Source organism: Nocardiopsis sp. M1B1 (assembly GCF_052466615.1).
In genome coordinates this window covers 3,301,515-3,314,751 of record NZ_CP196194.1, presented here as the reverse complement: position 1 = coordinate 3,314,751, position 13,237 = coordinate 3,301,515, and the positions used below count along the sequence as shown (strand labels likewise).

The window sequence follows — 13,237 nt, the reverse complement described above, 5'->3', positions numbered from 1 at the left end:
CCCCCGCTCAGAGGAACCGGCGCAGCAGCTTCTGCTTGAGGTCGGTGACGGGCGCGTAGGCGATGCGCATGGTGTCCATGAACAGCGACTTGTCCAGCACCGACTTGGTGTGCGAGAAGGTGTCCAGGGAGGCCGCGGAGTGGTAGGCGCCCATGCCGCTGTCCCCCACGCCGCCGAAGGGCAGGTCGGGGACGGCCAGGTGGGCGACCGGCAGACCGAAGGCCAGCCCGCCCGAGGAGGTCTCGGTGGTCAGGCGGCGCTTGGTCTCCTCGGAGTCGGTGAAGCCGTACAGCGCCAGCGGCTTGTCGCGTTCGTTGACGAAGGCGATGGCCGCGTCCAGGTCGGGAACCCGCAGGACCGGCAGGACGGGGCCGAAGATCTCCTCCGACATCACCGGGGAGTCGGGTGCCACGTCGCCCAGGACGGTGGGGGCGACGTAGAGGCGGTCGATGTCGTGCTGTCCGCCGGTGACCACGGTGCCGCTGCCCAGCAGGGCGGTGATCCGGGCGAAGTGGCGCTCGTTGACGATGCGCCCGTAGTCGGCGCTGCGCGAGGGGTCCTCGCCGAACATCTCGGTGATGGCGGCGGCCAGCTCGCGCTGGAGCGGTTCGGCGGTGTCGCCGACGGCGAGCACGTAGTCGGGGGCCACGCAGGTCTGACCGGTGTTGGTGAACTTGCCCCAGGCCAGGCGGCGGGCGGTGGTGGCCAGGTCCACACCGGGTTCGACGATGGCCGGGCTCTTGCCGCCCAGCTCCAGGGTGACGGGGGTCAGGTGCTTGGCGGCGGCGGCCATGACGATGCGGGCCACGGCGCCGTTGCCGGTGTAGAAGATGTGGTCGAAGCGCTCGTCCAGCAGGGCGGTGCTCTCGGGGATGCCGCCCTCCACGACCGCGACCGCCTCGGTGTCCAGGTAGCGGGGCAGCAGCTCGGCCAGGGCGGCGGAGGTGGCCGGGGCCAGTTCGCTGGGCTTGACCAGGGCGGCGTTGCCCGCGGCGAGGGCGCCGACCAGGGGAGCCAGGGACAGGTTCACCGGGTAGTTCCACGGGGCGATGATCAGCACGGTGCCCAGGGGCTCGCGCACGCGGCGGGCCCTGGCCGGGGCCAGGGCGACGGGCACCGGCACCCGCTGCGGGCGCAGCCAGGAGGCCAGGTGTCTGAGGGTGTGGTCGATCTCGTTGACCACGAAGCCGATCTCGGTGGTGTGGGACTCGATGGGGCTCTTGCCGAGGTCGGCCCCGAGCGCGCGTTCGAACGCGGTGCGCTCCTCGGTGAGCATGCGGCGCAGCGCGCGCAGCTGGGCGCGGCGCCAGGCGACCGGCTTGGTGCGGCCGGAGGCGAAGGCGGCGCGCAGGCGGGCGACCACCGGCGGGATCTCGGTGGTCAGGGTGAGCGGCTCGGCGGGGGGCCGGGGGGCGGCCTCGGCGGCGGGAGCGCCTTGGGTCTCGGTCATGGAGCGATACTAAACGAAACGCTTTCGTTTCCCTAGGCCTCACTCGCATAGGATTCGGGCATGACCACCGACCATCTGCCCGACGCCTCGCGCGCCCCCCAACGGGGCCGACCGCGCGACGCCTCCCGGGACCGCGCGCTGATGGACGCCACCCTCGCCGAACTCGAACTGCACGGGTACGGCGGTCTGACCACGGCCGCCGTCGCACGGCGGGCCGGTGTCTCCACCGCCACCCTCTACCGCCGCTGGCGCTCCAAGGAGGACCTGGTGTTGGGAGCCGCCCGGGACTGGGCGGAGAACCTGGGGCCCGACCTGGACACGGGCGCGCTGCGCTCGGACCTGTCCCGGCTCCTGCACGACAAGGCCGCGGCCCTGGAGGGGTCCTCGGGGAGGCTGCTGCGCGCGGTGCTGGGCGAGGCGGCGCACAACCAGGCGCTCGCCGACGCGCTCTTCGGCGACTTCGTGGTGCCGCTCCAGGAGCGGGTGCTGGCGGTGGTGGAGCGCGCCGTCGCGCGCGGGGAGATCCCGCCGGTGGAGGACCCGATGGTGGTGGCGGAGATGGTGATCGGCCCGATGGTCAGCCACACGTTCCTGGTGCCGCCCGCGCCCGGCGCCTCCCCGGGCCACGACATGGCCGACCGGCTCCTGCCCTACCTGCTGCGCGCCCTGGGCCACCGGGAGGCGGGAGCCCCCGGAGGGGCCCGGCCCGCCGACCCGGCCGGAAGGGCCCCGGGCGGCCGCACCGGCTGAGGTCGTGGCACCGCACGGCTCCCAGACGGCCCTCCCCTGAGAGGGGCCCACCGCCGCCCGGAGACGTCGCGGCACCCGGAGCGGTGGCGGCGGGGATGGGAACACCCCTGGCCTCATCGCGTGGACGCTGTTACCGTCGGGGCAACGACCTACCTGATCCCCAGGGGAGTCCGCGCCGTTCGGCGTGCCCGATCCCCGGAGGCAGGCATGTTCTCGATCGATGCTCCAGGTCAGTCCACGGCACTGTGGGACATGGTCGACGGGCCGATGCCGCGCGGACTGCTGGGCGCCGGTGACCCCGATGTACACGTGATCGACGGCGTCCCGACGATGTACCTGGGCGGCTTCTCCACGACGTTCCGCAACCGTCTCTACCGTGCGCGTCTGGCACCCGGTCAGGCGCTGGACAGCGGGCGGTGGGTGTTCGACACCGACGCGCGCGGCCGGGTGAGGCCGCTGGTCGTGGACCCTCCCCGTGACGGATGGGACCGCGCGGGGATGCACACGCCCTCGTTCGTGCCCGGCATCGACGGCCACCCGCCGCGCCTCTACTACACCGGGCGCGCCTCGCTCCGGCACTACGGGAGCCGCAGCAGCTACGCGATCGGGGTCCTGGAGTACCGCGGGGGACGGTGGGAGCGCCGCGCGGAGCCCGTCCTGCGCGGCAGCGCGCCCCGCATGAGTGTGCTGGAGCCTCTCGTGGTCCACGACCGGGGCCGCTACCTGATGTGGTTCCAGGCGAACCCGCACGAGATCGGACCGGGCGAGCTGCCCGACTACGAACTCCGGGTCACCGAGAGCACCGACGGCCTGTCGTGGTCGGCGCCGAAGGTCTTCGCGGGGCCCGAGGAGGGATTCTTCGACAACGCCGTCCACCGCGTGGACGGCCGGTGGGTCATGGTGCTGGCCCGGGGATCGAACCTGCACGGCACACCGCACTTTCCCGACCAGGGCCTGTGGATCACCACGGCCGCCGAACTCGTCCCGGAACGGTCGGGGTGGACGGCCCCGGTGCGTGTGCTGGACACCGATCACACGGATACGCCGGAGTGGATGGCGCGTGGTGTGTACGGGCCCGCGCTGCACGCGCTGGAGGGGGCCGGTGAGGCGGTGCTGCTGTACACCGCGACCAGGGACGCCCCGAAGTGGGCCGAGTTCAACGTGCGCCGCCTGCTACGGGGCAGGCGCCCGGTCGTGCCCTCACCCTTCTATCTCGCGGTGGGGCAGTCGCGTCTGACGGCCCTGCCCCGCGGCACGGGCGGGGACGAAGGCTGAGAGCGGTCGGCGGGACGACGCGGCTCGCGGGTCGGGCCAGGGGCGGCATCAGGCGGGCCGTGCGACGGCCGCCGTCCCGATCCCCCTGCCTGTGGGAGAAAATCTCACCCGCGGAGCCGCGCCCCTGCCCGGGGCGGGGCTCCGCGGGCGGGTGTCAGCCCACCGTCGCCGGTTCCCAGGCGCGCTCGACCACGCGCACCAGGCCCCGGTCGGTGATCTTCACGCTCGGGGACACCGCCAGGGTCAGCGTGGACAGGCTCATGAAGGCGTTGCGGTTGTCCCAGCCCCACGCCGCCAGCTCCGCGCGCAGCTCCCGGGTGGCCCGGGCCACCTCGTCGGCGGGCCGCTCCGACATGACCCCGCCGACGGGCAGGGCGATCCCGGCGCCCTCGCCGCCCTCGCGGACCAGGCTCATGCCGCCGCCCCAGGACACCACCCGCGCGGCGGCCTCGCGCAGCGCCTCCTCGCCCGTGGCCACGACGGTGAGGTTGTGGCTGTCGTGGGCGTAGGTGGTGGCGAAGGCCCCCGCGCCCAGTTCCTGGCCGGTGACCGGTGCGAACGCCACCCCGCCCGCCCCGGTGTGGCGCTCGAAGACCGCCACCACCGCGGTCCGGCCCTGCCAGTGCACCACTCCCCCGCGCACGGGCAGCACGACCTCGTCCGGCTCGGTGTAGGTGTCCACCGGGTTCACCCGCAGCGCCCGGAAGGCGTGGTCGCCGTCGGGCAGGTCCACCCGCCAGCGGGCCGCCTGCGCGTCGGGAGCGCTGATGCGCACCGTGCCGCCGAACGGGTGGTCCGGCGCGGGTCCGGGGCCGGTGAGCGGGGCGCCGTCGCGGCCCACGACCTCGCCGCCCGCGATCGCGACCACGGGGGTCAGCTCGGTGAGCGAGCGCAGCAGGACCAGGTCGGCGCGCTTGCCCGGGGTGACGGTCCCCCGGTCGTCGAGGCCGAGCCTGCGCGCGGGCTGGAGCGTGAGCGCCCGCAGCACCGCCAGCGGGGGCAGTCCGCGTTCGAGTGCCACCGCCCCCACGCGGTCCAGGTGGCCGGTGCTCACGATGGCGTCCACGACGATGTCGTCGGTGACCAGGCAGAAGTCGGGCAGGTGCGGCAGGTCCAGCAGCGCCCGCACGACCTCGGGGGTCAGGCACTTCTCCTGGAGCATCAGCAGCATGCCCAGGCGGGCCTTCTCCACCGCCACCTCGGCGGTGTTCTTGCAGTGGTCGGAGTCGATCCCGGCCCACAGGTACTCGCCTAGCTCGGCGCCGGACAGGTTGGGGCAGTGCCCGTCCAGGCGCACGCCCCGGCTGCGGGCCGCGGCGATGATGGCGTCCATCCTGGGGTCGCCGGAGACCACCGCACGGTAGTCCATCACCTCGCCGAGGGTGGTGACCCCCTCCCAGTCCAGCATCTCGGCGACGTCGTCGGCGTCCAGGCGGGCCCCGGCCGTCTCGAACCCGTCGAGCGCGGGCACGCACGAGGGGACCGCCCAGCGCATGGTCTGCCCGGTGGACTGGCCCTGCGCGATCATCCACGCCTGCCCCTCGCGCCCGGCGACGTTGACGATCTCGTGGGCGTCGGCGAGCACGGTCGTGGTGCCGCGCGCGAGCGTGACCCGGGCGAACTCGGCCGGGGCCAGCAGGGAGCTCTCGATGTGCATGTGCGCGTCCACGTACCCGGGCGCGACCACGAGCCCGTCGGCGTCGACGGTCTGGCGGGCCTCGACCGGGGTGCCCGGCGGCAGCACCGCGCGGATCGCGTCGCCGACCACGGCGACGTCGGCCCGCCACACCTGGCCGGTGTGGACGGAGACGACGTCTCCGCCGCGGATGAGCAGGTCTGCGGTGAGCATCGGAGTCGGTTCCCCTTCCGGTGCGCGGTCGCGGTTCACGGCGTCCGCGCGCTGTCGTTCGGTTCTGCGGCGTAGCCGGCGATGCCCTCGGTGAGGCGGGCGGCGAACCCGTCGGCGTCCACGGTGCGGGCCACGCGCACGTGGCGTGCGCGGCCTGGGGTGCGCAGGTCGGCCACGAGGGCGCCGCGGGTGAGTTCCCCGGCGCACTCCACCGAGGCGGTGCCCTCCTCCCAGCCGAGCAGCTCGGGGTGGGCGACGGCGGCCACCGCCAGGGCGTCGTGCACCGGCACGGCGGCGACGCCGAAGCGGTCCAGGTAGCGCAGGGCGTAGTCGCGCAGCAGTGCTCCGGCGATCCCGGCGGTGCCGGGCAGCGCCGCCAGCTCCTCGGCCCGGCTCAGTGGGTACAGGGCGGCGCGGGTGACGTCCAGGCCCACGATCCGCACGGGCAGGCCCGACTCCAGGACGTAGCGGGCGGCCTCGGGGTCGGCGTGGAAGTTGAACTCCGCCGCCGGGGTGATGTTGCCCTGGGCGAAGGCGGCGCCGCCCATGACGACGATCTCGCGCAGCGCCGGTCCGGCCTGCGGGTGGCGGGCGAGCAGGGCGGCCACGTTGGACAGCGGGCCGATCGCCACCAGGGTCAGCTCCCCCGGCGATCCCAGGGCCTGCTGCGCCAGCCAGTCGACCGCGTGGCCGGGGCCGAACGCCCGGGGCGGCGAGGCGGGGACGAGCCCGCCCAGGCCGCAGACTCCGTGCATGGGCTCGTCGCGCAGGCGCGCGGTCCGGGAGATCGGCCCGGCCAGCCCCGACACCAGCGGCAGGTCGGCCGGGGCGCCGGCCAGGTCCAGCACGTGCGCGGCGTTGCGGTCCACGTCGGCGAGGGAGGCGTTCCCGGCCACCGTGGTCACCCCCCGCACCTCCAGCTCCGGGGAGGCCAGCGCGAGCAGCAGGGCGAGGGCGTCGTCGACGCCGGGGTCGCAGTCGATCACGACGGGGACGCTCACCGGGCCACCTCCTCGGTGAAGCGGTCCAGCCAGGTGGAGCGCTCCTGCGCGATGAGGGCCAGGTCGCCCTGGTGGTAGCCGCTGTCGGACGGGGAGGAGGCGGCCTGCCCCGACACCCGCTCCATGAGCGGGGTGGGGTCGGCCTCCAGCGCCACGGGCTTGTCGTAGAGGGCCTCGGCCATCCCCTCCTGGATCTCGGGGCGCAGCAGGAAGTCGACGAAGGCCAGGGCCCCGGCCTCGTTGGGCGCGCCGTTGACGACCTGGACGGTGTTGGCGGTCATCACCCGGCCCTGTTCGGGCGCGGCGAAGCCGATCGGCTGCCCGGCCTCCACCGAGCCCATGGCGAAGTTGTCCAGGCCGGGCGCCATGGCGATCTCACCGCGTTCGAGCAGGCTGGTGAGCTCGGTGGAGCCGGTGTAGAACTGGAGCGCGTCGGAGCCGATGCGGCCCATCGCCTCGAACCCGGCGTCGGGGTCGGAGGGGCCCGAGCCGAAGTGCTCGCCCGCGGCCAGGACGAACATCGGACCGGCCGAGACCGAGATGTCGGGTAGCACGTACCCCGCCTCGGGCTTGGCCCACAGGTCGTCCCAGGAGTCGGGGGCCTCCTCGACCAGGTCGGTGCGGTAGAGCAGGCCCAGGAGCTGGAAGGTGTAGGCGGGGCCGTACCCGTCCGGGTCCACCGCCCAGGGCTGGATGGCGTCGAGGTTGGGCACGTCGGCGGGGTCGACGGGGGCGAACAGCCCCATGTCCTTGCCGATCTGGGCGTAGTAGTCGGAGATGAGCACGACGTCGGTGTCGGGCGTCTCGGCGTTGATCCTGAGCTTGGTGAGCCGCCCGGCGTTGTTGCCGGTGTCCAGGACCACCCGGATACCGGTCTCGGCCTCGAAGGGGTCGGCCACCACCTCGGTGAACTCCTCGGTGGCGAAGGCGAAGGTGCTCACCACCAGCGTGTGGGGGTCGTCCTCGCGCACCGGTGCGCAGGAGGCGCTCACCAGGGCCAGCGCCGCCGTCCCGGCGAGCGCGGCGAGCGTGCGGCGCGTGCGTGCGGGGCGGCTCATCCGGTCTCCTCGGCGAGTTCCACCAGGTGGCGATGGGGCAGGGCGATACGCACGGGGTCGCCGGGACGCAGGTCGTCGGCCGGGTGCAGGGAGCGCAGGACCGCCCCGGGCCCCTCCACACCGTCGATGCGGGCCTCGACCAGGCAGTTGCTGCCCTGGAAGGTGACCTCGCCGACGGTGCCGTCCAGACCGGTCTCGCCCTCGCCCTCGCGGGTTCCGGCGGGCAGCAGGCGCACGTGCTCGGGCCGGATGGTGACGGCTCCGTGCCCGGGCACCCGCGGGAAGTTGTCGTAGCCCAGGAACTCGGCGACGAAGCGGTTGGCGGGCGCGGGGAAGACCTCCCGGGGCGCGCCCTGCTGCTCCAGGCGCCCCTCGTTGAGGATGACCATGGTGTCGGACAGCTCCAGCGCCTCGTCCTGGTCGTGGGTGACCAGGACGGCGGTCAGCCCGGTCTCGCGCTGGACCCGCAGCAGTTCGCGGCGCATCTGCACGCGCAGCTGGGCGTCGAGGTTGGACAGCGGCTCGTCCAGCAGCAGCACCGAGGGGCGGATGGCCACGGCGCGGGCCAGGGCCACGCGCTGCTGCTGGCCGCCGGACAGCTCGGCGGGCTTGCGGTCGGCCAGGTGGGCCAGGCCCACCAGGTCCAGTGCCTCACCGGCGCGCCTGGTCACCTCCTGGGCGGCGATCTTTCGGGTGCGCAGCCCGTAGCCGACGTTGTCGCGCAGGGTCATGTGCGGGAAGAGCGCGTAGGACTGGAAGACCATGCCGATGTTGCGCTTCTCCGGCGGGGTGCGGGTGGCGTCCTCGCCCTCCAGCAGGATCCTGCCGGAGGTGGGCTGGAGGAACCCGGCGATCATGCGCAGGGTGGTGGTCTTGCCGCAGCCGCTGGGGCCCAGCAGGGTGGTGAACCTGCCGCGCTGCACGGCCAGGTCCAGGTCGGCGACGGCGGCGGGGCCGTCCTTGCCCTTGCGTCCGCCGAAGCGGTGGGTGACGCGGTCGAGTTCGACGACGGGTGTCATGTGGTGTGTGTCCTTCTCTTCCCGGTTAGCGGCCGAAGACCTTCGTGAAACCGACCATGCGTTCGGTGGCGAAGGCGACCGCGACGCTGAGCACCAGGAGCAGCACGCTGACCGCCGCGACCACCGGGTCGAACGAGGACTGGACGTAGTTGAGCATCTCCACCGGCAGGGTCGCCACGCCCGGGCCGGTGAGCAGCAGGGACAGGGGAACGTTGTTCAGGGAGGTGATGAAGGCCAGGATGGTGGCGGACAGGATGCCCGGCGCCATGACCGGCAGGGTCACGGTGAAGAAGGCGCGCACCGGTCCGGCGCCCAGCCCCCGTGCGGCCTCCTCCAGGCGCGCGTCGGCCAGCGACAGCGAGGCGCCCACGACGCGGACGGTGTAGGGCAGCAGCAGGACGGTGTGGCCGACGATCAGCGCGCCCAGCGCGGTGACGCGCATGCCCACCATGAGCTGCTGGAACAGGGCCAGGCTCAGGACCAGTTCGGGGACCACGATCGGGGCGAAGAAGAGGTTCTCCATCAGCCTGCGCCCGCGCGGGTTGCCCCGGTGCAGAGCCAGGGTGGCCGGAACGCCCAGGAGCAGGGCGATGGCGGTGGAGGCCAGCGCCACGGCGACGCTGGTGCCGAAGGAGTCGATGAAGGGCCCGTAGTCCAGGGCGGCGGCGAACCAGCGCAGGGACAGGCCCTCGGGCGGGAAGGCCAGGGTGCTCCCGGCGGTGAAGGCGACCCCGATCAGGATCACCACGGGGCCGAGCATGAGGACGAAGGCCGCCGCCGCGAGCAGCGACAGGAAGGGGCGTCTCAGGATCATGACGTGGTGCTCCCGATCTTGCCGAGCCGACCCGACAGCGCGCTGACCGCCAGCACGAGCACCGTCATCACCAGGGCGACGGCGCTGGCGGAGGGCCAGTCGAGGCTGACGTTGACCCGGCTGTAGAGCAGGGTGGACAGAAGGCGTTCGCGCGGCCCGCCGAGCAGCTGGGGCGTGGTGAAGGCGGTGACCGCGCCCGCGAAGACGAGCGTGCAGCCCACGAGCACGCCGGGCAGGGCGAGCGGGAAGACCACGGTGCGGAAGGCCCGGCCGGGCGAGGCGCCCAGGCCGCGGGCGGCGTCCTCCAGGCGGTGGTCCTGCTGGGCGAGGCTGGAGTAGGAGGACAGGATCATCAGCGGCAGGAACAGCTGGACCAGGCCGAGCACGATGGCGGTCTCGGTGTAGAGCAGCTGGACCCGGCCCATGCCCAGGGCCTCGCTGATGCCGCTGATGAGGCCGTTGCCGCCCAGGACCATGATCCAGCCGTAGGTGCGCACGACGGTGTTGAGCAGCAGCGGGAAGATCGCCAGGGCCAGGAGGCGGCCGGGCCAGCGGCCGGGCGCCCGGGAGATGAGGTAGGCCACCGGGAAGCCCATGAGCAGGCACAGCGCGGTGGTCACCACGGCGACGCGGACGGTGCGGGCGACCACGGGCAGCAGGTAGGGGTCGGTGAGCAGGCCGCCCGTCTCGCGCGCGACCGTGGCGGGGTCGCCGTCGGGCGGCCAGGCCAGGGTGGCCACGACCGGGTAGCAGAAGGCGAACAGGACCACGGCCAGCCCCGGGACCAGCAGGACCGTGACGGGTGGTCGTGGGAGGCGGCCGCGGCGCGGAGCGGCCGCGTCGGCGCCGACGGTGGGTGACGGGCGGGGCAATTCCACTCCCGATCGCTGTCGAGGGGACGGTCTGGGTTCGGCACGGCGCCCGAGCTGCGCGGTGCCGTGTCTGCGCGAGGATTCGCCTGCACGATGCTTGATCCGAACAGCGGTTCATCTGCGGAAACATCTGCAAGCGCTTGCACAAGCGCTTGCACACCGTAGCCTGTGTCGGGGACATGAGCCAACCCCCGGGTCGCGAGTGTGACAGGGGGCACCACCGGGTGTGAGGAGCTGCAATGGCGAGTCTGGACGACGTGGCCAGGGAGGCCGGTGTGTCGGCGTCCACCGTTTCGCGGGCCCTGTCGCGGCCGTCCATGGTCTCCGAGCCCACCCTGCTCAGAGTGCGCGCCGCCGCGGAGCGGCTGGGGTTTCGGGCCAACCCGGCCGCTCGGGCGCTGACCACGGGCCGCAGCGGTTTCTTCGCCCTGCTCGTCCCCGACCTGGACAACCCCTTCTACTCCACCACCGCCACCGCCGCGCAGGAGCTGGCGGGCAGGAGCGGGCGCCGGGTGATCATCGCCGTCACCGGCGGCGACGCGGCCCGCGAGGCCGAGGTGCTCGGCGAGCTGGAGAGCCAGGTGGACGGGTTCGCGCTCCAGTCACCGGTGGGTTCGGCCGCCGACCTGAAGGAGGCGCACCGGCGCAAGCCGCTGGTGGTGATCAACCGCCGCGTGCCCGGACTGACCTCGTTCACGGTGGACACCCCCGGCGGTCTGGGCACCGTCTACGACCGCCTGGTGGAGCTGGGGCACCGCGACGTCGCCTACCTGGCGGGGCCGCCCAGTTCGTGGATGGACCGGCGCAGGCGCGAGGAGCTGGTGGAGCACGCCGCCCGGTCCCGGCTGCGGGTGCGGGTCTTCGGGCCCGTGCGACCGGCCTTCGCCGAGGGGGCCGCGGCGGCGCGGGAGATCGTGGACTCGGGTTGCACGGCGATGCTGGTCTACAACAGTCTGTTGCTGCTGGGAGCGATGTTCGAGTTCGGCCGTATGGGGGTGCGGGTGCCCGAGGACATCAGTGTGGCCGCGGCAGACGACATCGCCCTGGCCGACCTGCCGGGGCCGCCGATCTCGGCGGTGCTGGCCCCGGCGGACGAGCTGGGCCGCGCGGCGGTGTCGGCGCTGGTCGAGCTGGTCGACGGGCCCTCGGGGGCCCGCCCCCGGGGGCGCAGGCTGCCCACCGAGGTGCGCATCACCGACTCCCTCGCGCCGCCGCGCGCGGCCTGCGGCTGACGCGGGGCCCGGCTGCCCGGCGTTCACCGGCCGGGTCCACCGCCCCAGGGTCCGTTTTTTGGACCGGCCTCAGCTTGTGGGGGTTGGTTCGGGCGCCCACGGGGTTCTGACTGCCTAACGGCGGGGCGGGTCCGCCAGCGCCAGGCCCCCGCCGAAGGCGATCAGCGCACAGCCCGAGGCCTGGTCCAACCGGCGCAGCGTGGCCGGGCGCGGCTCGCGCCCGGCCAGCAGGTGCCCGGCGGCCGCCCACCCCGACGCCGTGGCCGCCTCGCACACGATGTAGAGCGCGCCCAGCACGGCCAACTGCGCCCCGGCCGCGGCCGCCCCGTCCTGGGAGGAGACGAACGGCGGCAGGAACGCGGTGAACAGCAGCAGCGCCTTGGGATTGGCGGCCGCGGTGACGAACTCCTGGGCCGCCAGCCTCCACCCCGCCACGCGGCGGGGACGCCCGTCCTCCCGCTCCGGCGGGCCCTTCTCGGAGGCGGGAGCGGCCCGTGCCGACCAGAGCACCCAGGCGCCCATTCCGACCAGGACGGCGGTCCCGAGGAACCGCAGGACCTCGAAGGCCGTCCGGGAGGTGTGCAGGAGCGCCCCCAGCCCCGTGACGACCACGGCGAGCATGAGGGCGAAGGCGGCGAGGCGCCCGGTGAGCGCGACGGCGGCCGGTCGCAGGCCCTGCCGCAGGCCGTTGCGGAACGCGAGCAGGTTGTTGGCGCCCGGAGAGGCCGCCACGGCCAGCGCGGCGGGGACGAAGACGGCCAGTTGCGCTGACGAGAGCATGCTCCCAGCCTAGGAGCACCACCGCCCGGCCCGGCTACCCGCGCCGACGGCGAAGGCGTCGGGGACGGGTGCGGAACGGCGGCGGACCAGCGCCTGCCGCGCGTGCTCGCGGACGAGAACCGGGAGGGCTTGGAAGGGGCCCCGGCCGCCCGGCCCGTCCGGTACCGCGGGCACGCTTAGGCCAGCCCGGTGGTGCCCGTAGTCTGCTGCCCACGGGCACCGCCGGGCTGGCCGCGCTCGCCATCCCGGCGCACGGGCGGGGCCCGGACGTGTTCCGGTCCGATCACCGGAAAGCCGGGCGAGAGCGCGCCCCCGTACGGAATCCTGGACGGGACGGAGCAGCGTTCGACCTAAGGGCAGGAGCCGACCGTGGACAGATCAGTTCTGGTGACCGGCGGGAGCCGGGGCATCGGGCTCGGTATCGCCAAGGGGTTCGCCGAGGCCGGGGACCGGGTGGTGATCGTCGGCCGCGACGAGGCCCGGACGCGTGAGGCCGCCCGGGGCGTCCCGGGGGCGGAGTGGGTGGTCGGCGACGTGGCCAGGGCCGAGGACTGCGAACGCGTCGTGGAGCATGCCGTGCGGCGCACCGGCGGCCTGGACGTGGTCTGCGCCAACGCCGGAATCTTCCCCTCGTCCCCGCTGGTGTCGATGGACCCCGGCGAACTCGACCGGGTCGTGGACACCAACGTCAAAGGCACCGTGCTGACGGTGCGCGCCGCGGTGGAGGCCCTGACGGCCTCCGGGCGGGGACGCGTGGTGATCACCTCCTCCATCACCGGACCCCTGACCGGATACGCGGGCTGGTCCCACTACGCCGCCACCAAGGCCGCCCAGCTCGGGTTCATGCGCAGCGCCGCGGTGGAACTCGCGCCCCGGAACATCACCGTCAACGCGGTGCTGCCCGGCAACGTGCGCACCGAGGGCCTGGAGGAGTTGGGGCCGGACTACCTGGAGCGCATGCGCGCGGCTATCCCCCTCGGACGCATCGGCGAGGTCGAGGACATCGCCGCGGCCTGCCTGTTCCTGGCCGGTCCCGGCGCCTCCTTCATCACCGGGCAGAGCATCGTGGTCGACGGGGGTCAGGTGCTGCCCGAGGACGGGCAGGCCTTCGGCGGTCTGGAGTGAGGAACGTGGAGT

At 73.9% G+C, this 13,237-nt stretch carries 12 protein-coding genes; 4 read left to right on the top strand and 8 right to left on the bottom strand.

The genetic code is table 11. The annotated features are described in order from the left end of the window. Window positions 1-7 precede the first annotated feature (7 nt). Entirely contained in the window at window positions 8-1,450 is a 1,443-nt protein-coding gene (locus ACSTA4_RS14265; RefSeq protein ID WP_444963965.1) for an aldehyde dehydrogenase family protein, read from the bottom strand. A gap of 60 nt (window positions 1,451-1,510) precedes the next feature. On the opposite strand from ACSTA4_RS14265, the gene ACSTA4_RS14260 reads away from it, so the two are divergent. Together ACSTA4_RS14260 and ACSTA4_RS14255 are read left to right on the top strand one after the other, a co-directional pair. Next, on the top strand, window positions 1,511-2,200 hold the full coding sequence (locus ACSTA4_RS14260) for a TetR/AcrR family transcriptional regulator (protein WP_444963964.1): 690 nt from the start codon (window positions 1,511-1,513) through the stop codon (window positions 2,198-2,200). Between the two features lie 207 nt (window positions 2,201-2,407). After that, window positions 2,408-3,475, top strand: a complete 1,068-nt coding sequence (locus ACSTA4_RS14255; protein WP_444963963.1) for a hypothetical protein — start codon at window positions 2,408-2,410, stop codon at window positions 3,473-3,475. A gap of 154 nt (window positions 3,476-3,629) precedes the next feature. On the opposite strand, the gene ACSTA4_RS14250 is transcribed toward ACSTA4_RS14255, so the two are convergent. Genes ACSTA4_RS14250 through ACSTA4_RS14225 form a run of 6 tightly spaced genes read right to left on the bottom strand, consistent with a single transcriptional unit; the run spans window position 3,630 to window position 10,094 of the window. Beyond that, window positions 3,630-5,324: an adenine deaminase C-terminal domain-containing protein gene (locus tag ACSTA4_RS14250; protein WP_444963962.1), complete on the bottom strand. Its 1,695-nt coding sequence runs from the start codon at window positions 5,322-5,324 to the stop codon at window positions 3,630-3,632. Between the two features lie 35 nt (window positions 5,325-5,359). Beyond that, entirely contained in the window at window positions 5,360-6,325 is a 966-nt protein-coding gene (locus tag ACSTA4_RS14245) for a nucleoside hydrolase (protein WP_444963961.1), read from the bottom strand. Then, window positions 6,322-7,383: an ABC transporter substrate-binding protein gene (locus ACSTA4_RS14240; protein WP_444963960.1), complete on the bottom strand. Its 1,062-nt coding sequence runs from the start codon at window positions 7,381-7,383 to the stop codon at window positions 6,322-6,324. The genes ACSTA4_RS14245 and ACSTA4_RS14240 overlap by 4 nt, the downstream gene beginning before the upstream one ends. Beyond that, window positions 7,380-8,402 carry an ABC transporter ATP-binding protein gene (locus ACSTA4_RS14235; protein WP_174548097.1) on the bottom strand — a complete coding sequence of 341 codons (1,023 nt, stop codon included), beginning with the start codon at window positions 8,400-8,402 and terminating at the stop codon, window positions 7,380-7,382. Before ACSTA4_RS14235 ends, ACSTA4_RS14240 begins: the two co-directional genes overlap by 4 nt. 25 nt (window positions 8,403-8,427) lie before the next feature. Next, the gene (locus ACSTA4_RS14230) at window positions 8,428-9,216 is read right to left on the bottom strand and encodes an ABC transporter permease (RefSeq protein ID WP_274977865.1); all 789 of its coding nucleotides are present in this window, start codon (window positions 9,214-9,216) and stop codon (window positions 8,428-8,430) included. Then, complete coding sequence (locus ACSTA4_RS14225) at window positions 9,213-10,094, bottom strand: ABC transporter permease (protein WP_232051660.1); 882 nt, start codon at window positions 10,092-10,094, stop codon at window positions 9,213-9,215. The genes ACSTA4_RS14230 and ACSTA4_RS14225 overlap by 4 nt, the downstream gene beginning before the upstream one ends. Window positions 10,095-10,327: 233 nt before the next feature. Here ACSTA4_RS14225 and ACSTA4_RS14220 point away from each other — a divergent pair, with 233 nt between their 5' ends. Continuing rightward, a complete protein-coding gene (locus ACSTA4_RS14220) occupies window positions 10,328-11,320 on the top strand; it encodes a LacI family DNA-binding transcriptional regulator (protein ID WP_444963959.1) in 993 nt (330 codons plus the stop codon). 114 nt (window positions 11,321-11,434) lie between these two features. Here the strand turns inward: ACSTA4_RS14220 and ACSTA4_RS14215 are convergent, their stop codons facing one another. Next, window positions 11,435-12,100, bottom strand: coding sequence for a LysE family translocator (locus tag ACSTA4_RS14215; RefSeq protein WP_444963958.1), 666 nt, complete (start codon window positions 12,098-12,100; stop codon window positions 11,435-11,437). Window positions 12,101-12,469: 369 nt separating this feature from the next. Between ACSTA4_RS14215 and fabG the strand changes: the two genes are divergently transcribed. Beyond that, window positions 12,470-13,225: a 3-oxoacyl-ACP reductase FabG gene (gene fabG, locus ACSTA4_RS14210; RefSeq protein ID WP_444963957.1), complete on the top strand. Its 756-nt coding sequence runs from the start codon at window positions 12,470-12,472 to the stop codon at window positions 13,223-13,225. Window positions 13,226-13,237: the final 12 nt, after the last annotated feature.

Excerpts from the sequence above, each read along its gene's own strand:
- ACSTA4_RS14235 (WP_174548097.1), bottom strand. The coding sequence starts at position 8,402 with ATGACACCCGTCGTCGAACTCGACCGCGTCACCCACCGCTTCGGCGGA.
- ACSTA4_RS14240 (WP_444963960.1), bottom strand. The coding sequence starts at position 7,383 with ATGAGCCGCCCCGCACGCACGCGCCGCACGCTCGCCGCGCTCGCCGGG.
- ACSTA4_RS14250 (WP_444963962.1), bottom strand. The coding sequence starts at position 5,324 with ATGCTCACCGCAGACCTGCTCATCCGCGGCGGAGACGTCGTCTCCGTC.
- ACSTA4_RS14260 (WP_444963964.1), top strand. The coding sequence starts at position 1,511 with ATGACCACCGACCATCTGCCCGACGCCTCGCGCGCCCCCCAACGGGGC.
- ACSTA4_RS14220 (WP_444963959.1), top strand. The coding sequence starts at position 10,328 with ATGGCGAGTCTGGACGACGTGGCCAGGGAGGCCGGTGTGTCGGCGTCC.
- ACSTA4_RS14255 (WP_444963963.1), top strand. The coding sequence starts at position 2,408 with ATGTTCTCGATCGATGCTCCAGGTCAGTCCACGGCACTGTGGGACATG.
- ACSTA4_RS14265 (WP_444963965.1), bottom strand. The coding sequence starts at position 1,450 with ATGACCGAGACCCAAGGCGCTCCCGCCGCCGAGGCCGCCCCCCGGCCC.
- ACSTA4_RS14215 (WP_444963958.1), bottom strand. The coding sequence starts at position 12,100 with ATGCTCTCGTCAGCGCAACTGGCCGTCTTCGTCCCCGCCGCGCTGGCC.
- ACSTA4_RS14230 (WP_274977865.1), bottom strand. The coding sequence starts at position 9,216 with ATGATCCTGAGACGCCCCTTCCTGTCGCTGCTCGCGGCGGCGGCCTTC.